This is a genomic window from Pseudomonas sp. Q12-87 (genome assembly GCF_001269755.1).
Classification (GTDB): Bacteria; Pseudomonadota; Gammaproteobacteria; order Pseudomonadales; family Pseudomonadaceae; genus Aquipseudomonas; species Aquipseudomonas fluorescens_S.
In genome coordinates this window covers 116,351-137,567 of record NZ_LHVI01000013.1, presented here as the reverse complement: position 1 = coordinate 137,567, position 21,217 = coordinate 116,351, and the positions used below count along the sequence as shown (strand labels likewise).

The following is a 21,217-nucleotide window of genomic DNA, read 5'->3' as shown; positions in this document are numbered from 1 at the left end:
TTTTGTTTCGGCTGTTAAAGCCCGGGCGACACGCCGTATAGAATGGACCTTCTCAACCACGGAAGGGCCAGCTAACAATGCACAAGCAATCTTTAATCGCGGCAATGTCGTTCAGTTTTTACTTCGCCCCTGCAACAGCCAATACCTATTCTGATCTCAATACCCCTGACCAATCGGGCTACATGTGGGGGAAGGTTTATCAGCAAACAAAAGCAGCGTGCGGAGCTCTGCCGCAGGATCTTGAGGATGACTACGCGAAAGCGATCCGGCTTCTTTCGCAAGCAAGTCCTGAATTTGCTCCGACCTATCAGGATGGCCTCAGACCTAGCCTGAAGAAGGATTCTCCAAGATCAGTCGAAGAACTTGAAGATTTATGCATCAAAGGGCAGGTAGGCCTCAGGACTCAAGTGAAGCTCGCCAGATACTGGTTTTCTGCAAAATGGTAGATGTGTATGCGGGCTACGACATTCAGGGTTTGTCAGCTCTCAGGGGAACCCAGGACAGACCATAACTGTGAGTTGACCTGCCACTTCTCCCTAAACCGGTTGCTTTACGGGTTGACTGGCTTGTCTACACGTTGACCCGTTTCCATATCCTCAAGCATGAAGTCCCACCAGTCTTCGCTTGGCACTGACTTGAGACCGTACTCTCGACCAGCGATCAGATTGACGTCCCGGAAAATCGGCCGTGTCGCCCGTGTACCCGTCCACTTTTTTAATTCTAAGCGGTGGTGCCCCGCTGTCAATCGATACTCAGTCCGCTGCGTATAGAGGACATAAAGAGTATCTGCTCCGTCCACGCTGGCAATCGTGAGCGTCTTCTCAATCGCACGAATACCGGCGGTTTGAGCGTTTGGCAGCCCTTCCGCCGCCTTCTCTGTGTATGACTTGCACCCTGCTGCCATCACCGCCAGCGCCGCGATACCGAAAATCCGTAAACCTCGCGCAAACTGCATAACCAGCCTCATCCATTCGCAAAATTGGGTTATTCAATCTTATCAGCCATCAAATTGCCACCCTAGCCCGCGGAGAGGTGCGCCTCGCGCGCCGTGACTCATATCGCTCAACTGAAGGATCTTGGGCAAGGAAAAAGGGACGGATTTTTTCAAGGCTGCTAGTAGATCCAAGCGAATCCATTCGATGAAAATTCTCAGCGTAGCGAAGCAAAAATAAATCTGTCCCCTTTTCCCGTCCCCTTTTCCCACACCTTTTCCCATTGACGCCGCGACGACGCCGCCGTGGCTGAAGCGCGCGATCCGCCTGGCACTGGCCAGCCTTCAGCGCCGGGAAGATATCGTGACCTGGCTGAAGTCGGCGGCGGACATGGACAAGAACACGCTGACCATCTCACCCGGCAAAACCCAAGGCTATGACAACCCTGTCCACCTGAAAATAACCATGGGTGCCGCCCTGCGCGAGGTCGTCGGCGAGTGCCTGCGGTCGCCGCTGGCTTCGCCGTACCTGATCCACTACAAGCCGAAGGCCAGGCGCCGCGAGCAGATCGATGCGAAGGATCACTGGACGTCGGTCACACCGGACTATCTGACCAAGGAGTTCAGCAAGGCGCGGGACGCGGCGCACGCCTATGATCATGTGCCGGCCGGCGAGCGCCCCACTTTTCACGAGATCCGCGCTTTAGGAGCATGGCTGTACGAGCAGCAGAACTTTCCTATGGATTACATCCAGGCACTGATGGGCCACGCGGACGAGAAGATGACGAAGCATTATCAGGAGGGGCATGCCGACAAGACGATCGAGTACGTCGAAGTGGGCGCCGGATTGGCGTTCTGAGGTGAGGGTTTTGCAAATCGCAGAAAGCAAAAAGGGCTCACCTTTCGGTGAGCCCTTCTAGACCGCCCAGCAGAGCGGATTTTGTTTGGTAGGCGCGATTGGACTCGAACCAACGACCCCCACCATGTCAAGGTGGTGCTCTAACCAACTGAGCTACGTGCCTGCTGTGAGGCGGCATTCTACGGAATTCCAAAGGGGTGTCAACACCTTTTTTTTCACCTAACCCTATGAATATGCAAAATATTTAATTTCATCGATGGGACGAAGATTTGGAGGTGGCTGGCGGCCGATTTTTATCTCGGGTAGGATCGGCGCATTCGTAAAAAATATAAAACAGAGGTTCCAGAATGGCGAACACATCGTATCCAGAGTCTTATTACGCCGCGTCGGCCAACCCGGTTCCGCCCCGCCCTGCCCTGCAGGATGACGTCGAAACCGATGTATGCGTGATCGGCGCTGGTTACACCGGCCTGTCCTCTGCGCTGTTTTTGCTGGAGAACGGTTTCAAGGTCACGATCCTGGAAGCGGCCAAGGTGGGTTTTGGGGCTTCGGGACGCAATGGCGGGCAGATCGTTAATAGTTACAGCCGCGACATCGACGTGATCGAGCGTAGCGTTGGCCCTCAACAGGCGCAGTTGCTGGGCAACATGGCGTTCGAGGGCGGGCGGATCATTCGTGAGCGGGTGGCGAAGTATCAGATTCAGTGTGATTTGAAGGATGGCGGTGTATTCGCCGCCCTCACCGCTAAACAAATGGATCATCTGGAGTCGCAGAAGCGTTTATGGGAGCGTTTCGGCCATAACCAGCTGGAGCTGCTGGATCAGCGGCGTATTCGCGAGGTGGTGGCTTGCGAGGAGTATGTGGGTGGCATGTTGGACATGAGCGGAGGGCATATCCATCCGCTCAACCTGGCATTGGGCGAAGCGGCGGCTGTGGAATCGCTGGGCGGGGTGATTTATGAACAGTCGCCGGCGGTGCGTATCGAGCGTGGCGCCAGTCCGGTGGTGCATACCCCCCAGGGCAAGGTCAGGGCCAAGTTCATTATCGTGGCGGGCAATGCCTACCTGGGCAATCTGGTGCCGGAGCTGGCGGCCAAATCCATGCCTTGCGGCACACAGGTGATAGCCACCGAGCCGTTGGGCGATGAGCTGGCTCATCGTTTGTTGCCTCAGGATTACTGTGTCGAGGACTGCAACTACCTGCTCGATTACTACCGGCTGACAGGCGACAAACGCCTGATCTTCGGCGGCGGCGTGGTGTATGGCGCGAGGGATCCGGCGAATATCGAGGCGATCATCCGACCGAAGATGCTCAAGGCATTTCCGCAGCTCAAGGATGTGAAGATTGATTACGCCTGGACCGGAAATTTCCTACTGACGCTGTCGCGGCTTCCGCAGGTCGGGCGCCTGGGGGATAACATTTATTATTCTCAAGGCTGCAGCGGTCATGGGGTGACGTATACGCACTTGGCGGGCAAGGTTCTGGCCGAGGCGCTACGTGGTCAGGCTGAGCGTTTTGATGCGTTTGCGGACCTGCCGCACTACCCTTTCCCTGGCGGTCAACTGTTGCGCACGCCGTTTGCGGCGATGGGGGCTTGGTATTACGGGCTGAGGGATAAGCTTGGGTTTTGAGACTCGCGATTAATCACCCGCAGCCGGCTAACCCTGCTATCGATTCTCGCGGGTATGCCACAGGCGTAGCAGGTAAACGGTGGAATCTATTATTTCGTAACGCACCTCATAGTGGCCGATCTGAATTCGGCGCACATCCCGCGGCTCGAACTCTTCAAGGCGTTCACCGATACGCGGGTTGGTCAGCAACGTGATCGGTGCAGCGGTGAGCTGCTGCATCGTTCGTGCCGCCGCAGGCTGATTCACTGCCGCCAGAAATTCGTAAAGCCGGGATATATCAGAGAGCGCCTTGCTCGTCCACTTCAACTCCATCAGCGCGGCACCGGCAACGGAGTGTCGGTACTAAGGCTATCAGCCCAGGCTTGGACAGCTTGCTGGTCAATCACCCGACCAGCGTCAACATCAGCCAGGGCCTCATGAGTCATGCGACTACGCTCTTCTTCCTGATCTATCCAAGCCGACAGTGCCTGTTTAACGATCCAGTTTTTGGAGCGTTCCAGACGCTCCGCCATCAAATCGACTTTTTGGGCCAGTTGCTCAGGGACGTGAGCCGTGACAGATCGGGTTTTCGTGGTGGTAGCCATGTCAGGATTACTCCAAATCGTTACGTCTTCTTGAGTTCAGGTCGCCTGATTCTACGCAACTCTTCGGCGATTCGATTTAAAGTTAATCATACTGAATAAGAACGCATCGTCAAACGTGCCGTCAGAGCTGACAAAGGGGGACAGAAAAACCCAGACCACAAAAACAAAAAACCCCGGTCTTTCGACCAGGGTCTTTGCTATCGACTAGAAGATAGCCCTGCAGCTTTCTTCCTAGCTCCAAGGCGTTCAGTGGGCCTCGAAGCAGATATGGCGCAGCGGACGGGACTCGAACCCGCGACCCCCGGCGTGACAGGCCGGTATTCTAACCGACTGAACTACCGCTGCGTATCGCTATGGACTTGCGTCCAGTTAACTCGTCTGATCATGACCCTTGGGTCTTGATCTCGAACCAGGCGAACCTGCTTCGGAAAATATGGCGCAGCGGACGGGACTCGAACCCGCGACCCCCGGCGTGACAGGCCGGTATTCTAACCGACTGAACTACCGCTGCGCGTCGGTGGAGGCTTTTGACAGCTTCCATCTTGCTTTCGCAAGACTCTCGTAAAACATGGTGGGTGATGACGGGATCGAACCGCCGACATTCTGCTTGTAAGGCAGACGCTCTCCCAGCTGAGCTAATCACCCTTTGCTTCGTTGAGGCCGCGAAATTTACGCAGGTGCCGAAGCTAAGTCAATAGCAGGGTTGGATTTTTTTCAAAAATAGCTTCGAGCGGCAAGCTTCAAGCTGTAAGTCAAAAGCGCCAACGCCACACAATCGCTTGCAGCTTGTCGCTCGCTTCTTGCAGCTGCTCCTCACTTATAAATCATTTTCTTGGTCATGCCGCCGTCCACTACGAACTCTTGCCCCGTGACAAACCCGGCATTGCGCGACAACAACCACGCCACCATCGCCGCCACGTCCTCTACCGTGCCTACCCTGCCCGCCGGATGCTGGGCATGGTCGGCCTCGGTCAACGGCTTCTCACGGCGCTGGGACGGGTCCCGTGCGTCGATCCAGCCAGGGCTTACCGCGTTGACACGGATCTCCGGCCCTAGGCTGATGGCCAGAGCGTGGGTCAGGGCCAGCAAGCCGCCCTTGCTCGCGGCATAGGCTTCGGTGTCGGGCTCCGACTGCGCGGCGCGGGTCGAGGCCAGGTTGACGATGGCGCCGTTGTGGGCACGCAGGTACGGCGCGCAATGCTTGGCCAGCAGCATCGGCCCACCGAGATTCACCGCCAGGACCCGATTCCAGTGAGCCAGGTCCAGGCTTTCCAAGGTGATGTTGTGCGGATCGGCAATGGCCGCGTTACACACCAGCGCATCAAGCCGTCCAAATTGCCCGAGCACTTCGGCGATGCCGTTGGCGACCTGCGCCTCGTCCGCCACGTCCATGGCGATGAACCAGGCGTTATCGCCAAGCGCCTTCGCCACCTTGGAGCCGCGTTCACGATCCAGGTCGGTCAATACCACTTGCCAACCCTCGCAGATCAGCCAGCCAGCAATGCCCAGGCCGATGCCCCGTGCGGCGCCCGTGACCAGTGCGACCCGGCCATGAGTGCTGCTCGGCGGCGTTGCCAGCTCGATCACAAGGCCGCCAACCCGCGGGCCAGATCGGCTTGCAGATCAGCCACGTCTTCCAGGCCGACCGCGACGCGGATCAGGCTGTCGCGAATGCCCGCCGCTTCACGCTCCTGGGGCGCCAAACGGCCGTGGGAGGTGGTGCTCGGGTGGGTGATGGTGGTTTTGCTGTCCCCCAGGTTTGCGGTGATGGAAATCAGCCGGGTCGCGTCGATAAAGCGCCAGGCGCCCTCCTTGCCTCCCTTGACCTCGAAGCTCACCACGGCACCGAAACCCCGTTGTTGACGTGTGGCCAGGTCATGCTGCGGATGGCTCTTGAGGCCCGCGTAATGCACCTTCTCGATGCCGTCCTGCTGTTCCAGCCACTCTGCCAAGGCCTGGGCATTGGCGCAATGGGCTTTCATGCGCAGACCGAGGGTTTCCAGGCCCTTGAGGAAAATCCAGGCATTGAACGGGCTGAGGGTCGGCCCGGCGGTACGCAGGAACCCCACCACTTCTTTCATCTGTTCGCCACGACCGGCCACCACGCCGCCCATGCAACGGCCCTGGCCGTCGATGAATTTGGTCGCCGAATGCACCACCACATCTGCGCCCATTTTCAGCGGCTGTTGCAGCGCCGGGGTGCAGAAGCAGTTATCGACCACCAGCATGGCGCCCTTGGCGTGGGCGATTTCCGCCAGCGCGGCGATGTCCACCAATTCGGCCAGGGGATTGGAAGGCGATTCGACAAACAACAACTTGGTGTTGGCCTTGATCGCAGCATCCCAACCGGCCAGGTCCGCCAGGGGCACGTAGTCGACTTCTACGCCGAAACGCTTGAAGTATTTCTCGAACAGACTGATGGTCGAGCCGAAGACGCTGCGTGAAACCAGTACATGGTCGCCCGCGCTGCACAGGCTCATCACCACAGCCATGATCGCGGCCATGCCGGTGGCGGTGGCCACGGCTTGCTCGGCACCTTCCAGGGCGGCGATGCGCTCTTCGAACGCCCGCACGGTCGGGTTGGTGTAGCGCGAATAAACGTTGCCCGGCACTTCGCCGGCGAAGCGTGCAGCCGCGTCAGCAGCGGTTCGGAACACGTAGCTGGAGGTAAAGAACATCGGATCGCCATGCTCGGCTTCCGGTGTACGGTGCTGACCCGCGCGAACCGCCAGGGTATCGAACGCTACGCCTTCAAGGTCGCTGTCCAGCCGACCGGCATCCCAATCCTGACTCATGCTGTCACTCCTTTATGGGTTAAACGCAAACCGGCCCCTCAGGGCCGGTTCGTTACTCAATTGTTGTACAGATCGATGATCGCGCTGACCGCCTGAGTCTTGGCCTTGGACGCATCGTTACGCGCGTTCTCGATCCTGTTCAGGTAGGCCTCGTCGATGTCGCCGGTGACGTACTTGCCGTCGAATACCGCGCAATCGAATTGCTCGATCTTGATCTTGCCGCCGCCGACCGCTTCGATCAGGTCAGGCAGGTCCTGGTAGATCAACCAGTCGGCGCCGATCAGGTCGGCCACGTCCTGGGTCGTGCGGTTATGAGCGATCAGCTCATGGGCACTCGGCATGTCGATGCCGTAGACGTTCGGGTAGCGCACGGCCGGGGCCGCGGAGCAGAAATAAACGTTCTTGGCGCCAGCTTCACGGGCCATCTGGATGATCTGCTTGCAGGTGGTGCCGCGCACGATGGAGTCATCCACCAGCATCACGTTCTTGCCGCGGAATTCCAGCTCGATGGCGTTGAGCTTCTGGCGCACGGATTTTTTCCGCGCGGCCTGGCCCGGCATGATGAAGGTACGACCGATGTAGCGGTTCTTCACGAAGCCTTCGCGGAACTTCACGCCCAGGTGGTTCGCCAGTTCCAGGGCCGCGGTGCGGCTGGTGTCCGGGATCGGGATGACCACATCGATGTCATGTTCCGGACGCTCGCGCAGGATTTTGTCGGCGAGCTTTTCGCCCATGCGCAGGCGGGCCTTGTAGACCGAGACACCGTCGATGATCGAGTCGGGGCGCGCCAGGTACACGTGCTCGAAGATGCATGGGGTCAGGGACGGGTTGGTCGCGCACTGACGAGTGTGCAGCTTGCCGTCTTCGGTGATGTAGACCGCTTCGCCCGGCGCCAGGTCGCGAATCAGGGTGAAGCCGAGCACGTCCAGGGACACGCTTTCGGAGGCAATCATGTATTCGACGCCTTCGTCAGTGTGGCGCTGGCCGAAAACGATGGGGCGAATGCCGTGGGGATCGCGGAAACCAACGATGCCGTAGCCGGTGATCATCGCCACCACCGCGTAGCCGCCCACGCAACGGTTGTGCACGTCGGTCACGGCGGCGAACACGTCTTCTTCGGTAGGCTGCAGCTTGCCACGCTGGGCCAGCTCATGAGCAAATACGTTGAGCATGACTTCCGAGTCGGAGCTGGTGTTGACGTGGCGCAGGTCCGATTCGTAGATCTCCTTGGCCAGTTGCTCGACGTTGGTCAAGTTACCGTTGTGCGCCAGGGTGATGCCGTAGGGCGAGTTGACGTAGAACGGCTGGGCTTCAGCCGACGTCGAGCTGCCTGCGGTCGGATAACGGACATGGCCGATACCCATGTGGCCGACCAGGCGCTGCATGTGACGCTGGTGGAACACGTCACGCACCAGGCCGTTGTCCTTGCGCAGGAATAACCGGCCGTCATGGCTGGTCACGATACCGGCAGCGTCCTGGCCGCGGTGCTGGAGCACGGTTAGCGCGTCATACAGCGCCTGATTGACGTTCGACTTACCGACGATACCGACGATGCCACACATGCGACGCAACCCCTACTTAATGGATCTGAACTGAACAACTCTCACTGCGGCGTTTTGGCCATCGGCAAGAGGTGTTCCTTGAACGGTATTTCAGCGGGTACGCTGATACCGCTGGCAAGCCACTGACTGCTCCAACCCAGGATCAGGTTCTTGGACCAGTCTGCGACCAATAAAAATTGTGGCACGAGCCGGGACTCCTGCCACCACGTATCCTGCTGCACCGGCCCCAGGCTCAAGAGCCCGACGGCCACGACCACCAGCAACGCGCCACGCGCAGCGCCAAAGGCCATGCCCAGGAACCGGTCCGTCCCGGAAAGCCCGGTGACGCGAATCAGCTCGCCGATCAGATAGTTGATCATTGCGCCCACCAGCAAGGTGGCGATAAATAAGATGGCACAGCCCGCAATCACGCGGGCCGACGGTGTTTCGATGTATCCGGCGAGGTACTGGGACAGCGAACCACCAAACATCCAGGCGACGACTCCCGCGATGATCCAGGTCAGCAGCGAAAGGGCTTCCTTGACGAAGCCGCGGCTCAGACTGATCAATGCGGAGATGGCGACGATCGCAACGATCGCCCAGTCAACCCAGGTAAATGGCACGGTGCAGCCTACGGACGGATAAGGCGGCGCATTTTAGCAGAGCCCAGGGCTATCGGTAAGCTGCGTGATTCAAATCAGATAAATCGTCGTTATCCGCGTTCAGGCTGGAAGCGCACCACGAAACCCTTGAGGTTCTGCTGGCGACCGAGCAGATCCCGCAGCCGATCGGCCTCGGCACGCTCGATCAGCGGACCGACAAATACCCGGTTCTTGCCATCGGCGGAGCGGATATAAGCGTTGTAGCCCTGGCTGCGCAGGGTTTTCTGCAGGTTTTCGGCGCTTTCGCGACTGGTCAGGCTCGCCAACTGTACCGACCAACTGACCGACAGGCCGTTGGCATCCACACGGCTTTGCGTGGTGTCCGGCTTGGTGGGGGCAGCGGTAATCGGCTGGGTTGGGGCTGGCTTGCTGGCCGGGGCCGCAGGTACAGGCGTTGGCGCAACGGCCGGCTTGCTCGGCGCAGCTGGCGCCGCAGGTGCAGGTACAATCGGCGTCGAAGGCGCAGCCGGTTGCCCAGCCAGTTCATCGTCGCTGGGGATAGGTTCTTGAGGCAGCACTTGCGGCTCCGGTACCGCTACAGGCTCAACCTGAACCGGCGGCATCGAAGGCGCCTGGGGCGCGGCAGGCGCATCGACAGTGACCTGGCGTTGCTCGTCCTGACGGGAAAACAGCATCGGCAGGAAAATCACCGCCAGGGCTACCAACACCAGGGCCCCGACCATGCGCTGCTTGTACGCCTTATCCAGCAATGCCATCTGCAGCCTCCTCCGTGGAGCGCCGGGCCAACCATTGAAGGGCCTCGGCAACACAAAAAAATGATCCGAACAACAGAATTTCGTCATCGGCCGTGGCTTGGGCGCTCTGCCCTTCCAGTGCGGCAGCCACGCTGGCATAGGCTTGCACCGGCGCGCCGTGGCGCAGCAGGGCTTCCTGCAATTGCGCCGCCGTACGCGAGCGCGGCGAATCCAGCGGCGTCACCGCCCAGTGCTGGACACTAGCACCCAACGCCTCGACAACGCCATCCAGATCCTTGTCGGAGAGCAGCCCGAACACCGCCAGGCGCCGCCCTGCCACGTGCCGCCGCGCCAGGCGCTCAGCCAGGTATTGCGCGGCATGGGGGTTATGGCCGACATCCAGCAACAGGTTCAGGCGCTTGCCTTGCCAATCGAACTGACGGCGATCGAGGCGCCCTACGACCCGGGTCGCCTGCAATGCCTGGATGATCTGCCCGGCATCCCATGGCAAGCCCAGCAACAGGTAGGCCTGGAGTGCCAGCGCGGCATTCTCCATCGGCAGATCCAGCAGCGGCAGATCGCGCAGCTCCACCGGATTGCCCTGGGCGTCGCTGCCGCGCCATTGCCAATGCTGCTCGGTCATTGCCAGATCGAAATCACGCCCGCGCAGGAAGAACGGGCAGCTCAGTTCACGGACCTTATCCAACAGCGGCTGCGGCGGATTGAGATCACCACAGAGCGCCGGCGCACCCTGGCGAAAGATACCGGCCTTTTCGAAGGCCACGGATTCGCGGGTGTCACCCAGGTAATCGGCATGGTCGACGCCAATGCTGGTGACCAGTGCGATGTCGGCATCCACCAGATTGACCGTATCCAGCCGCCCGCCCAGGCCTACTTCCAGTACAACGGCATCCAGGCCGGCACGGGCGAACAGCCAGAACGCCGCCAGGGTGCCCATCTCGAAATAAGTGAGTGAAGTCTCGCCCCGCCCCGCTTCCACCGCGGCGAAGGCTTCGCACAGCTCGGCGTCAGTGGCTTCGATACCGTTGACCTGCACCCGCTCGTTATAGCGCAGCAAGTGCGGCGAACTGTAGACACCGACATTCAAACCCTGGCCGCGCAGCAGCGAAGCCAGGAAGGCGCAGGTCGAGCCCTTGCCGTTGGTGCCAGTGACGGTGATGACCCGGGGCGCCGGCTTGGCCAGTCCCATGCGGGATGCTACCGTTTGCGAGCGCTCCAGCCCCATGTCGATGGCCGATGGATGCAACTGCTCGAGGTAGGCAAGCCAGTCGCCCAGGGTACGTTGGGTCATAGGCCTGCAGGCACCGGCGGAACCACGATCGGCTCGATCGGCGCAGCGACGAATTTCGGCGTCGGCAGGCCCATCAGTTGAGCCAACAGGTTGCCCAGGCGCGGACGCAGCTCCTGGCGATGGATGATCATGTCGATGGCGCCGTGTTCCAGCAGGAACTCACTGCGCTGGAAGCCTTCCGGCAGTTTTTCCCGTACGGTCTGCTCGATCACGCGCGGGCCGGCAAAGCCGATCAGGGCCTTGGGCTCGCCGACGATCACGTCGCCCAGCATGGCCAGGCTGGCGGAAACACCGCCGTAGACCGGGTCGGTCAACACCGAGATGAACGGGATGCCTTCTTCGCGCAGACGAGCCAGCACGGCAGAGGTCTTGGCCATCTGCATCAGGGAAATCAGTGCTTCCTGCATCCGCGCACCGCCGGAAGCGGCGAAGCAGATCATCGGGCAACGGTTTTCCAGGGCATGGTTGGCGGCGCGAACGAAACGCTCGCCGACGATGGCGCCCATGGAACCGCCCATGAAGGAGAACTCGAAAGCCGAGACCACCACAGGCATGCCCAGCAAAGTACCGCTCATGGACACCAGGGCGTCCTTTTCACCGGTCTGCTTCTGGGCAGCGGTCAGGCGGTCCTTGTATTTCTTGCCGTCGCGAAATTTCAGACGGTCCACTGGCTCCAGGTCGGCGCCCAGTTCCACGCGACCTTCAGCGTCCAGGAAGATATCGATACGGGCACGTGCGCCGATGCGCATGTGATGGTTGCACTTAGGGCAAACGTCCAGGGTCTTTTCCAGCTCGGGGCGGTACAGCACCGCTTCGCAGGACGGACATTTGTGCCACAGACCTTCAGGCACCGAGCTTTTCTTCACCTCGGAACGCATGATCGAAGGGATCAGTTTGTCTACCAACCAGTTGCTCATGCTTTCTTTCTCCAGTACCGGCGGCCCGAACGCTTTGGTTCGCGGCCCCGCGTATGCCCTTGAGCTAAATTCATTGTGCGGCGAGTCGAGGGGCAGACACGGTCAGCGCGAAGCATGACCTGCGTGCAACCCAAATCTTCTCAGCCATCCCGGCAACCGCTGCAGTGCGATTACCACTTTGCTATCGGCCCACCCGGAGGCGGCGCCTGCCTGCTTTGTACAGTGCTGGTATGGACGGCGGCAGTCTGCCAGCCGTCACATTGACGACTGGCTGCTGCGTACAGCGGCCATGAACGCGTGAATCCTTGCCGCATCCTTGATGCCCTTGGCCTGCTCCACCCCGCCACTCACGTCCACTGCATAAGGGCGAACCTGGCGAATGGCCTCGGCCACGTTTTCTGCCGTCAGGCCACCGGCCAGAATGATCGGTTTGCTCAGGCCCTGCGGCACCAGTGTCCAGTCGAATGCTTCGCCGGTACCGCCGGGAACGCCTTCCACGTAGGTGTCCAGCAGAATGCCGCTGGCACCGGCAAACGCCTCGCAACTGGCCGCAATGTCATCACCGGCCTTGACCCGCAACGCCTTGATGTAGGGCCGATGCCAGCCTTCACAGTCAGCCGGGGCCTCGTCGCCATGAAACTGCAACAGGGCCAGCGGCACCGCATCGAGTATCTCGCCCAACTCGCAACGACTGGTATTGACGAACAGGCCCACGGGGGTCACGAACGGCGGCAAGGCCTGGATGATCGCCCTGGCCTGCTGCACTGTCACCGCTCGCGGACTCTTGGCATAAAACACCAGCCCGATGGCATCGGCGCCAGCCTCGACCGCCGCCAACGCGTCCTCGACGCGGGTGATTCCGCAAATCTTGCTGCGAACGGCCGACATGTCGTTAAAACCTCAGGCAAATCCGTGAAAGTCCCGGATGTTAGCAAATGCTGCGCAGGGCGTCAGCCGTCGAGTTCCGAGAAGCCCGTGAGGAAATGTGGCCCGATGTAACGCTCCGGCAGTTCGAACTCATCGCGGTATTCGACCTGCACCAGATACAAGCCGAACGGATGTGCGGTCACGCCACCGGAACGGCGGATGCGGCTGTCGAGCACTTCCTTGATCCATTCCACCGGCCGTTCGCCGGCACCGATGGTCATCAGCACGCCGGCGATGTTGCGCACCATGTGGTGCAGGAATGCGCTGGCGCGGATGTCGAGCACGATCATCTTGCCGTGACGGGTCACGCGCAGGTGATGCAGCTCCTTGATCGGCGACTTGGCCTGGCACTGACCGGCGCGGAAGGCACTGAAGTCGTGGACCCCAACCAAGTATTGCGCGGCCTCGGCCATGCGCTCGACGTCCAACGGCCGATGGTTCCAGGTAATTTCTTCGTTCAGGTGCGCCGGGCGAATCTGATCGTTGTAGATCACGTAGCGATAGCGTCGGGCGATGGCCTTGAAGCGCGCATGGAAATGCGCCGGCATCACCTTGGCCCAGCTGACGCTGACGTCGTGGGGCAAGTTGATGTTGGCACCCATCACCCAGGCCTTCATCGAACGCTCGACTTGGGTGTCGAAATGCACCACTTGGCCACAGGCGTGCACGCCGGCATCGGTACGGCCGGCACAATGCAGCGACACGGGCGAGTCGGCGACTTTGGACAGCGCGTTCTCGAGGGTTTCCTGCACCGTCAATACACCGGAAGCCTGACGCTGCCAGCCGCGATAGCGCGAGCCTTTGTATTCAACGCCCAAGGCGACCCGTAAAAAGCCTTCAGCCGCCATTTCGGCAGCTGGGTTGTCTATGTTTGCCAAGGATTACAGCCTGCTAAGGTACGCAAAGGCGGGCATTATAAGGCGCGCCGAGTGGGATGCCAGTGCAACCGGTGATCCGGCGGCGAATGGGCCGACGCCATCGCGAGCAAGCTCGTTCCCACAAGGGGCCAGGTGGGTCTTGGGACCAGGACAAGTCCCTGTGGTGAGTGAACCAACACAAACAAAAACGGCAGCCTCATTGGCTGCCGTTTTTATTTACCGCTCTTCTCAAGCCAAGCGCGACAACATTTCCTGCGCTTCGCTCTTCTGGGTGGCATCGCCTTCGCTGAGGACTTCGCCGAGGATGTCCCGGGCGCCGTCGTTGTCGCCCATGTCGATGTAGGCCTGGGCCAGATCGAGCTTGGTCGCGACTTCATCGGTGCCGCTGAGGAAGTCGAAGTCCGGCTCGTCTTCAGCGCCTACCAACGCATCCTCGGCGGTGAACGTCGGCTGGCCGAGGCTGTCGGACAGGCGATCAAGCTCGGCGTTGACATCGTCCAACTCGGACTCGAAGGCGTCCTTGGGTCCATCCTGGGCGTCCATTTCATCGGCCAGGGACAGGTCAAAATCGGCCGGCAATTCGAGGTCGTCAGCCGGGATATCGGCGACTGGCGGCGTGTCCTGCGCAGGCAGGTCGAAACCTTTAAGGTCGTCGCCCAGGTCAAGCAGGAAGTCTTCGTCATCCAGCGCAGCAGTTGGTGTCGGGGCCGGCGCATCGGCGCCCAGATCCAGGTCAAACTCCGACAGGTCGTCCAGGCTTTCGTTGGCTTCGGTCTGCTGCTTGAGCACCGACTCGAAACTCAGGTCGTCGTCTTCCGGGAACGCATCCAGCTCTGCGACGGGCTCGGGTGCCGGCGCGACCGGGGTCGCTTCCATATCGTCCAGGCTCAGGTCAAAGGCGCTGTCCAGTTCCTCATCGGTCGGCGCTTTGTCTTCGAGCAGGTCCTTGACGTACTGCGCGTCCAGCTCCGCTGCGACTGCCGCAGCGGCCAGGCCTGCGGTGGTCGCGACCACCATGGCAGGGAAACGGCTCTTGAGCTGTTCGACCTGGGCGAAGTTGTCGCCATTGGCCACCAGTTGACGCTCCTGGGCGACAAAAGCGTCGCGGTCGCCCTGTTGGCCGTAAACTTCCATCAGCTTCAGGCGCAGGTCACTGCGCTGAGGCTCGGCCTTGATTCCTTGTTCAAGCAGATCAGCCGCCTGATTCAAGCGACCACGATCGATATGGGACTGGGCCAGGGGCAACACGTCGTCGGAAGGGTCGGCAGCCGGAGCCACCAGCGGCGCGGCGATGGGCGGCGTAACGACCACAGGCGCGACCACCGGAGCCGGCTTGGGTACCGGCGCAGGCGCTGGCGCCGGTTTTGGCTCGAGTTTTACGCTAGGTGGCGGAACATCAATGCCCTCGAAGCTGCTCGGGGGCAGATCGAGCTCCGGGGAGAAATCGGCCTCCTCCTCAAGGGCGCGCGCCATGCGCACGTGTTTCTCGGCTTCCTGCTGGGCCTTCCGGCGGCGGGCAAGCAGCAAGAGCAACAACAGCAGGATCAGCGCGCCGCCGCCAATCAATCCGAGCAGGACCGGGTTGGTCAGCAGGTCGTTGTACTTTTGTTCGTTGGAAGCGGCAGGCGCCGGCTCGACCGGTGCAGCAGGCGGCGTCGCTTCAGGGGTCGCTTCAGGCGCAGGCGCCGGGGCTTGTGCCGCTGGCGCAGGGGTCAGCTCGGCGGACATCGCTGGCGGCGCTTCACCGGCAGGCGGTACCGCGGCGCCTTCGGCCTGCATCTTGGCCAGTTGATTGTTCTTCAGTTCGATCAGGCGCTGCAGCTTGTCCAGCTGGCTCTGCAGATCCGCCATGCGGCTTTTCAGCTCTTCGTTGTCCCGGCGAGCCGAGTCGAGGCTCTCCTGGGTCACCGCAAGCTTGTTGTTCAACGCCTGGGCATCGCCCGCAGCACCCTTGCCTTTGGCGCCCGCCTTCGCCGACTCGGCCGATACCAGGCTCAGGTTATCGCGACCGGCAGCCTGTGCCGGCGCGCCTTCGCCACGGCCCCGCTTGGTGGCATCCAGCTGTTGCTTGCCGGCACCCGCCACAGCCCGACGACCTGAACGCCAGGCAGCGTTCTGCGCAGCGACTTCAGCGATGGCCTGTGGCTGTGGCAGCGCAGTGCTTTGCACGGGGTCCGGCAGGCGCAGCACTTGACCCGTCTTGAGCAGGTTGATGTTGCCGTTGATGAACGCGTTCGGGTTCAAGGCCTGGATCGCCAGCATCGTCTGCTGGACCGAACCACCGTTACGCACCTTGGCGGCGATTTCCCACAGGGTATCGCGTGGCGTGGTGGTGTATTGCGACGGCTTGGTAGCGCCCGTGACCGGCGTGGACACGACCTGGGCCGGCTTCGCCCGGGCGGCGTCGGCGGCCTGGGGTGAGAATTTGGACGGATCGAGCAATACGCTGTAGTCGCGCAACAGGCGGCCGTTGGGCCACATCACTTGCACCAGGAACTTGACCATCGGCTCGGACAGCGGCTGGCTGGAAGTCACCCGCAGGATGCTCTTGCCGTTGGCGTTGATCACCGGGGTAAAGGTCAGGTTGTTGAGGAAGGCCTGGCGGTCGACGCCGGCTTTGGCGAAGTCTTCGGGCGAGGCCAGGCTCGGCACGACTTCGGCAGCGGTCAGTTGCTGAACGTCGAGCAACTCGATCTCGGCGACCAGGGGCTGGTTCGGCGCCGACTTCAGGGTCAATTCCCCCAGCCCGAGCGCTTGCGCCATACCGGAGGACAGCGCCGAGGCGGCCGCTATTGCTAACACCAGTTTGCGAACTTGAACCATAGCCTCTTCCTTTGTTTGAACATTCCTCGGCCAGCGAGAAGGTATTGATGCCGCTGCCGTAAGGCATTGCGCGCAGCCCCAAAGCGACGGTGCGCGCGATCGTTTCACTCATGCCTCGGGAACGCTTCCAGAGGAGGGTTCGCCTTCAGCACTCTGGCCAAGCATAGCGCCCAGCTAGAATCATTCGACAAATTGTGCCCAAGTATCTTTTACAGCAGGTCTTTTATCAACAACTCAGCCACCTGCACTGCGTTGAGCGCCGCGCCCTTGCGTACGTTATCTGACGTCAGCCACATATTTAGTTCAGCCGGATCATCGATACCGCCGCGTACACGCCCCACATAGACCACATCCTGGCCCACCGCATCGCCCACCGGCGTCGGGTAATCGCCCGCATCCACCAGCTCGATACCGGGCGCCGCTTCCAGGGCTGCGTTGACCTTGGCCAGGTCGATGGCGCCTGCAGACTGCACAGTCACGCTAAAGCTATCGCCGAAAAACACCGGGGCTTGAATGCAAGTGACGGAAATCTTTAATAAAGGTTGATTCAGGACCTGGCGCAACTCGCGCACCAGACGCTTTTCCAGTTGCGTATGACCCTGTTCATCCGGGGTGCCGACCTGTGCCAGCAGATTGAACGCCATCTGCCGGTCAAAGAACTTCGGCTCCAGTGGACGGGCATTGAGCAACTCGGCGGTCTGGCGCGCCAGTTCGCTCACGGCGGCACGGCCCTGGGCGGACACCGCGAGGCTGGCGGTCACGCTGATGCGCTGAATATCCAGGCAGTCACGCAGCGGCGCCAGGGCGACTGCCAGCACGGTGGCCGAAGCGCTGGGGCTGCCGACCTGCAACGGTTTGCCCAGGCCAGCCAGCACAGGGGCATTGGCTTCGGGCACGATCTGCGGCGCCTGCTCCGGCGGCAAGGCGCCGGACAGATCGATCAGCGCGCAACCGGCGGCCGTGGCACGCGGGGCGAAACTCAGAGTCACTGCGGGCCCCGCGGCGAAAAAGACCAGTTGGACTTTACTGAAATCGAATTCGTCGACTTCGCGCACCCGCACGTTTTTACCGCGAAACATCACCGAACTGCCTGCCGACTCGCTGCTGGCCAGCAGGTGCAGGTTGCCGACCGGGAAGTCCCGCTCTTCGAGAATCTGCACGAGGGTTTCGCCGACAGTACCGGTGGCGCCGATCACGGCAATATCAAAGGACTGGCTCATGGGTCTACCTCAGGTAAAACGTGGGGAGCGGCACTTTACCGGGTGATGGGTATGCGGGCAATTGGCGGGGGGATTTGTGGCATCTGGGCTGGCCCCATCGCGAGCAGGCTCGCTCCCACAGGTCTGTGCCCACTGAAGATCCCGTGTGGGAGCGGGCTTGCTCGCGAAGACGACGTCACATTCAATATTGATGCAAACTGATCTACCGCATTCGCGAGCAAGCCCGCTCCCACGGTTGGCAGAGCATTTTTGAGCCGATAAAAAAACCCGCACCTCTCACAAGGCACGGGTTCTTTCACAGCAGCAATCGATCAACGCTCGAGCAGGATCCGCAGCATGCGACGCAGCGGTTCGGCCGCGCCCCACAGCAGTTGGTCGCCAACGGTGAAGGCGCCGACGAATTGCGAGCCCATGTTCAGTTTGCGCAAACGCCCAACCGGGACGTTCAAGGTGCCGGTGACCTTGGTCGGGCTCAGCTCCTGCATGCTGATCTCGCGGTTGTTCGGCACCAGTTTGACCCAAGGGTTGTGCTGGCTGATCAGCCCTTCGATGTCGGCGATCGGCACGTCCTTGTTCAGCTTGATGGTCAGCGCCTGGCTGTGGCAACGCATGGCACCGATGCGCACGCAGATGCCGTCCACCGGGATCGGGCTCTTGAAGCGACCGAGGATCTTGTTGGTCTCGGCCTGGGCCTTCCACTCTTCACGGCTCTGGCCGTTGGGCAGTTCCTTGTCGATCCATGGGATCAGGCTGCCGGCCAGCGGCACGCCAAAATTCTCGGTCGGGTACGCATCGCTGCGCATCGCCTCGGCGACCTTGCGGTCGATGTCCAGGATGGCGCTGGCCGGGTTGGCCAGTTCATCAGCGACAGCGCCGTGGGTCACGCCCATTTGCTTGATCAGCTCACGCATGTGCTGCGCGCCGCCACCAGAAGCCGCCTGGTAGGTCATGGCGCTCATCCATTCCACCAGACCGGCCTCGAACAAGCCGCCCAAACCCATCAGCATCAGGCTGACGGTGCAGTTGCCGCCGATGTAGTTCTTGGTGCCCGCGTCCAACTGCTGGTCGATGACCTTGCGGTTCACCGGATCGAGGACGATCACCGCGTCGTCCTGCATGCGCAGGCTGGAAGCGGCGTCGATCCAGTAACCCTGCCAGCCGGCTTCACGCAGCTTAGGGAAGACTTCGCTGGTGTAGTCGCCGCCCTGGCAAGTCAGGATCACGTCGAGGGTCTTGAGCTCTTCGATGCTGTAGGCATCCTTGAGCACACCGGTGTCCTTGCCCACGGACGGGCCCTGGCCACCCACGTTGGACGTGGTGAAAAACACCGGCTCAATGAGATCGAAATCCTGCTCTTCCAGCATTCGCTGCATGAGCACGGAACCGACCATGCCGCGCCAACCGATCAGACCTACACGTTTCATCGCAACTACACCTATACAAAAGTGGGCCACCGTCGAAGCGGTGGGCCCGAAAGATTACAGATTCCGCAGCGCGGCGACTACTGCGTCGCCCATTTGCTGGGTACCGACTCTGGTACAACCGGCCGACCAGATGTCACCGGTGCGCAAGCCTTGGTCCAGCACCACGCTGACGGCCTTCTCGATGGCGTCGGCGGCAGCGACCTGATTGAAACTGTAACGCAGCATCATCGACACCGACAGAATGGTTGCCAACGGGTTGGCAATGCCCTGCCCGGCGATGTCCGGCGCCGAACCGTGGCATGGCTCATACATACCCTTGTTGTTGGCGTCCAGGGAGGCCGATGGCAGCATGCCGATGGAGCCGGTGAGCATCGACGCTTCGTCGGACAGGATGTCGCCGAACAGGTTGTCGGTGACGATCACGTCGAACTGCTTTGGCGCACGCACCAATTGCATGGCGGCATTGTCGACGTACATGTGGCTCAATTCGACGTCCGGGTAATCCTTGGCAACCTGCTCGACCACTTCACGCCACAGTTGGCTGGACGCCAGCACATTGGCCTTGTCTACCGAGCACAGCTTCTTGCCACGCACGCGGGCCATGTCGAAACCGACCCGGGCGATACGGCGGATTTCGCTTTCGCTGTAAGGCAGGGTGTCGTAGGCCTGGCGCTCGCCATTATCCAGCTCACGGGTGCCACGGGGGGCGCCGAAGTAGATACCGCCGGTCAGCTCACGAACGATGAGGATGTCCAGGCCCGAGACGATTTCCGGCTTCAGGCTGGAGGCATCGGCCAGTTGCGGGTACAGAATCGCCGGACGCAGGTTGCCGAACAGGCCCAGTTGCGCACGAATCTTCAACAGGCCGCGTTCAGGACGAATGTCGCGCTCGATCTTGTCCCATTTCGGGCCGCCCACGGCGCCCAGCAGCACGGCATCGGCTGCGCGGGCACGGTCGAGGGTTTCATCGGCCAGGGGCACGCCGTGCTTGTCGATGGCAGCGCCGCCGATCACGTCGTGGCTCAGTTCGAAGCCCAGGCTGTACTTGTCGTTCGCCAATTCCAGGACCTTGACCGCTTCGGCCATGATTTCCGGGCCAATGCCATCACCTGGGAGAATCAGAATCTGCTTGCTCATGCTTTCCTCGTTTGCTCTGTCGACATGGGCCGGGGCTTTGTACCCTTGGCCTGGCCGGGAAAAATGCTATCGCTCGGCCCACAGCACCAGTACGTCAGTACTGAACGAACCATCGGCCTCAATCTCAAAATATTCACGCACTTCGTCGCCCATCGAGCGCTGCAGCTGCAAGATCGCCGCCCGCATCACTTCGGGGGTGCGCATGCGCTCGACCCAGGAGTGATACTCCAGGCGCAGACGCTGGCGAGCGGTGCTGCGGGTGTGCAACCCCGCTTCGCTGACCTGGCGCAGCCATTCCGCGGCCGAATAATCGCGCACATGGCTGGTGTCGCGCAGCACTTCAATGCTTTGCAGGTAGGTGTCCAGCAACGGCGTACCCGGCGACAGGATATCAATGAACGCCATTACCCCGCCCGGCTTGAGCACGCGGCGCACCTCGCGCAACGCCAGGCCCAGGTCGCTCCAATGATGCGCCGAATAACGGCTGAACACGAAGTCGAACTCAGCGTCGGCGAACGGCAGGCGCTCGGCGGCGCCGCGGACGGTGCCGATATTGCCAAAGCCACGCTCGGCCGCGGCGGCGGTCACCACATCGAGCATCTGTTGGGACAGGTCGTAGGCCACCACCTCGGCAACCAACGGCGCCACATGAAAACTCACATGACCCGCCCCGCAGCCCAGGTCCAGCACACGGGCATCGCCACGCCCGGCCAGCGCAGCCTGTAGCAACGCGAATTCAGCGCCCTGGGCGTGAACAGCACTGCTCAGATAGGCCGAGGCCTGTTCACCGAATTGCTTTTGTACAACCTGACTGTGGGCGGTGCTGGTCATGGGACTTCCTTTTGGGTTGTAGCTTGCCGTTGTTAGTGCCGCCACCTTCG

Annotated in this window: 20 protein-coding genes and 4 tRNA genes; 3 read left to right on the top strand and 21 right to left on the bottom strand. The window is 61.1% G+C overall.

Annotated features, from left to right (window positions below):
* Window positions 1-77 precede the first annotated feature (77 nt).
* Window positions 78-446, top strand: coding sequence for a hypothetical protein (locus tag AD663_RS08515; protein ID WP_003179789.1), 369 nt, complete (start codon window positions 78-80; stop codon window positions 444-446).
* Window positions 447-550: 104 nt separating this feature from the next.
* Here the strand turns inward: AD663_RS08515 and AD663_RS08510 are convergent, their stop codons facing one another.
* A complete protein-coding gene (locus tag AD663_RS08510) occupies window positions 551-955 on the bottom strand; it encodes a hypothetical protein (RefSeq protein WP_053213565.1) in 405 nt (134 codons plus the stop codon).
* Window positions 956-1,172: 217 nt separating this feature from the next.
* On the opposite strand from AD663_RS08510, the gene AD663_RS28255 reads away from it, so the two are divergent.
* Window positions 1,173-1,790, top strand: a complete 618-nt coding sequence (locus AD663_RS28255; RefSeq protein ID WP_371261169.1) for a tyrosine-type recombinase/integrase — start codon at window positions 1,173-1,175, stop codon at window positions 1,788-1,790.
* Window positions 1,791-1,876: 86 nt separating this feature from the next.
* Here AD663_RS28255 and AD663_RS08500 read toward each other — a convergent pair.
* A tRNA-Val gene (locus AD663_RS08500) sits at window positions 1,877-1,953 on the bottom strand.
* Between the two features lie 184 nt (window positions 1,954-2,137).
* On the opposite strand from AD663_RS08500, the gene AD663_RS08495 reads away from it, so the two are divergent.
* Window positions 2,138-3,421, top strand: coding sequence for an FAD-binding oxidoreductase (locus AD663_RS08495; protein WP_053213564.1), 1,284 nt, complete (start codon window positions 2,138-2,140; stop codon window positions 3,419-3,421).
* Between the two features lie 36 nt (window positions 3,422-3,457).
* Here the strand turns inward: AD663_RS08495 and AD663_RS08490 are convergent, their stop codons facing one another.
* The 19 genes from AD663_RS08490 to AD663_RS08400 form a co-directional block, all read right to left on the bottom strand.
* Window positions 3,458-3,733, bottom strand: coding sequence for a type II toxin-antitoxin system RelE/ParE family toxin (locus tag AD663_RS08490; RefSeq protein WP_003179780.1), 276 nt, complete (start codon window positions 3,731-3,733; stop codon window positions 3,458-3,460).
* A complete protein-coding gene (locus AD663_RS08485) occupies window positions 3,733-4,005 on the bottom strand; it encodes a CopG family ribbon-helix-helix protein (protein ID WP_003179778.1) in 273 nt (90 codons plus the stop codon). Before AD663_RS08485 ends, AD663_RS08490 begins: the two co-directional genes overlap by 1 nt.
* 268 nt (window positions 4,006-4,273) lie before the next feature.
* Window positions 4,274-4,350: transfer RNA gene (locus AD663_RS08480), tRNA-Asp, on the bottom strand.
* An 89-nt stretch (window positions 4,351-4,439) separates the two neighbouring features.
* Window positions 4,440-4,516 (bottom strand) — tRNA-Asp (locus tag AD663_RS08475).
* 58 nt (window positions 4,517-4,574) lie between these two features.
* A tRNA-Val gene (locus tag AD663_RS08470) sits at window positions 4,575-4,650 on the bottom strand.
* A 168-nt stretch (window positions 4,651-4,818) separates the two neighbouring features.
* Window positions 4,819-5,592 (bottom strand): SDR family oxidoreductase, encoded by a 774-nt coding sequence (locus tag AD663_RS08465; protein WP_003179776.1) that lies wholly within the window; start codon window positions 5,590-5,592, stop codon window positions 4,819-4,821.
* Window positions 5,589-6,800 (bottom strand): O-succinylhomoserine sulfhydrylase, encoded by a 1,212-nt coding sequence (locus tag AD663_RS08460; protein ID WP_003179774.1) that lies wholly within the window; start codon window positions 6,798-6,800, stop codon window positions 5,589-5,591. Before AD663_RS08460 ends, AD663_RS08465 begins: the two co-directional genes overlap by 4 nt.
* 56 nt (window positions 6,801-6,856) lie before the next feature.
* Window positions 6,857-8,362 (bottom strand): amidophosphoribosyltransferase, encoded by a 1,506-nt coding sequence (gene purF / locus AD663_RS08455; RefSeq protein ID WP_003179772.1) that lies wholly within the window; start codon window positions 8,360-8,362, stop codon window positions 6,857-6,859.
* 41 nt (window positions 8,363-8,403) lie between these two features.
* Complete coding sequence (locus tag AD663_RS08450) at window positions 8,404-8,964, bottom strand: CvpA family protein (protein ID WP_003179770.1); 561 nt, start codon at window positions 8,962-8,964, stop codon at window positions 8,404-8,406.
* Between the two features lie 89 nt (window positions 8,965-9,053).
* Window positions 9,054-9,719 (bottom strand): SPOR domain-containing protein, encoded by a 666-nt coding sequence (locus tag AD663_RS08445; RefSeq protein WP_003179767.1) that lies wholly within the window; start codon window positions 9,717-9,719, stop codon window positions 9,054-9,056.
* On the bottom strand, window positions 9,703-11,010 hold the full coding sequence (gene folC / locus AD663_RS08440; protein WP_003179766.1) for a bifunctional tetrahydrofolate synthase/dihydrofolate synthase: 1,308 nt from the start codon (window positions 11,008-11,010) through the stop codon (window positions 9,703-9,705). The genes AD663_RS08445 and folC overlap by 17 nt, the downstream gene beginning before the upstream one ends.
* On the bottom strand, window positions 11,007-11,927 hold the full coding sequence (accD, locus tag AD663_RS08435; protein ID WP_003179765.1) for an acetyl-CoA carboxylase, carboxyltransferase subunit beta: 921 nt from the start codon (window positions 11,925-11,927) through the stop codon (window positions 11,007-11,009). Before accD ends, folC begins: the two co-directional genes overlap by 4 nt.
* A 255-nt stretch (window positions 11,928-12,182) precedes the next feature.
* Entirely contained in the window at window positions 12,183-12,815 is a 633-nt protein-coding gene (locus AD663_RS08430) for a phosphoribosylanthranilate isomerase (protein ID WP_003179763.1), read from the bottom strand.
* A 62-nt stretch (window positions 12,816-12,877) separates the two neighbouring features.
* The gene (gene truA / locus AD663_RS08425) at window positions 12,878-13,702 is read right to left on the bottom strand and encodes a tRNA pseudouridine(38-40) synthase TruA (RefSeq protein ID WP_003179760.1); all 825 of its coding nucleotides are present in this window, start codon (window positions 13,700-13,702) and stop codon (window positions 12,878-12,880) included.
* Between the two features lie 258 nt (window positions 13,703-13,960).
* Window positions 13,961-16,555, bottom strand: a complete 2,595-nt coding sequence (locus tag AD663_RS08420; RefSeq protein WP_003179758.1) for a FimV/HubP family polar landmark protein — start codon at window positions 16,553-16,555, stop codon at window positions 13,961-13,963.
* 209 nt (window positions 16,556-16,764) lie between these two features.
* Entirely contained in the window at window positions 16,765-17,775 is a 1,011-nt protein-coding gene (locus AD663_RS08415; RefSeq protein ID WP_053213563.1) for an aspartate-semialdehyde dehydrogenase, read from the bottom strand.
* 311 nt (window positions 17,776-18,086) lie between these two features.
* Window positions 18,087-19,199, bottom strand: coding sequence for an aspartate-semialdehyde dehydrogenase (gene asd / locus AD663_RS08410; RefSeq protein ID WP_003179755.1), 1,113 nt, complete (start codon window positions 19,197-19,199; stop codon window positions 18,087-18,089).
* A 54-nt stretch (window positions 19,200-19,253) separates the two neighbouring features.
* A complete protein-coding gene (gene leuB, locus AD663_RS08405; protein WP_003179753.1) occupies window positions 19,254-20,336 on the bottom strand; it encodes a 3-isopropylmalate dehydrogenase in 1,083 nt (360 codons plus the stop codon).
* 66 nt (window positions 20,337-20,402) lie between these two features.
* Window positions 20,403-21,167: a class I SAM-dependent methyltransferase gene (locus AD663_RS08400; protein ID WP_053213562.1), complete on the bottom strand. Its 765-nt coding sequence runs from the start codon at window positions 21,165-21,167 to the stop codon at window positions 20,403-20,405.
* Window positions 21,168-21,217 lie beyond the last annotated feature (50 nt).

Excerpts from the sequence above, each read along its gene's own strand:
- AD663_RS08490 (WP_003179780.1), bottom strand. The coding sequence starts at position 3,733 with ATGGAGTTGAAGTGGACGAGCAAGGCGCTCTCTGATATATCCCGGCTT.
- leuB (WP_003179753.1), bottom strand. The coding sequence starts at position 20,336 with ATGAGCAAGCAGATTCTGATTCTCCCAGGTGATGGCATTGGCCCGGAA.
- asd (WP_003179755.1), bottom strand. The coding sequence starts at position 19,199 with ATGAAACGTGTAGGTCTGATCGGTTGGCGCGGCATGGTCGGTTCCGTG.
- AD663_RS08460 (WP_003179774.1), bottom strand. The coding sequence starts at position 6,800 with ATGAGTCAGGATTGGGATGCCGGTCGGCTGGACAGCGACCTTGAAGGC.
- AD663_RS08420 (WP_003179758.1), bottom strand. The coding sequence starts at position 16,555 with ATGGTTCAAGTTCGCAAACTGGTGTTAGCAATAGCGGCCGCCTCGGCG.
- truA (WP_003179760.1), bottom strand. The coding sequence starts at position 13,702 with ATGGCGGCTGAAGGCTTTTTACGGGTCGCCTTGGGCGTTGAATACAAA.
- AD663_RS08495 (WP_053213564.1), top strand. The coding sequence starts at position 2,138 with ATGGCGAACACATCGTATCCAGAGTCTTATTACGCCGCGTCGGCCAAC.
- AD663_RS08430 (WP_003179763.1), bottom strand. The coding sequence starts at position 12,815 with ATGTCGGCCGTTCGCAGCAAGATTTGCGGAATCACCCGCGTCGAGGAC.
- AD663_RS08445 (WP_003179767.1), bottom strand. The coding sequence starts at position 9,719 with ATGGCATTGCTGGATAAGGCGTACAAGCAGCGCATGGTCGGGGCCCTG.
- AD663_RS08515 (WP_003179789.1), top strand. The coding sequence starts at position 78 with ATGCACAAGCAATCTTTAATCGCGGCAATGTCGTTCAGTTTTTACTTC.
- AD663_RS08400 (WP_053213562.1), bottom strand. The coding sequence starts at position 21,167 with ATGACCAGCACCGCCCACAGTCAGGTTGTACAAAAGCAATTCGGTGAA.
- AD663_RS08510 (WP_053213565.1), bottom strand. The coding sequence starts at position 955 with ATGCAGTTTGCGCGAGGTTTACGGATTTTCGGTATCGCGGCGCTGGCG.
- folC (WP_003179766.1), bottom strand. The coding sequence starts at position 11,010 with ATGACCCAACGTACCCTGGGCGACTGGCTTGCCTACCTCGAGCAGTTG.
- purF (WP_003179772.1), bottom strand. The coding sequence starts at position 8,362 with ATGTGTGGCATCGTCGGTATCGTCGGTAAGTCGAACGTCAATCAGGCG.
- AD663_RS08485 (WP_003179778.1), bottom strand. The coding sequence starts at position 4,005 with ATGGCTACCACCACGAAAACCCGATCTGTCACGGCTCACGTCCCTGAG.
- AD663_RS08415 (WP_053213563.1), bottom strand. The coding sequence starts at position 17,775 with ATGAGCCAGTCCTTTGATATTGCCGTGATCGGCGCCACCGGTACTGTC.
- accD (WP_003179765.1), bottom strand. The coding sequence starts at position 11,927 with ATGAGCAACTGGTTGGTAGACAAACTGATCCCTTCGATCATGCGTTCC.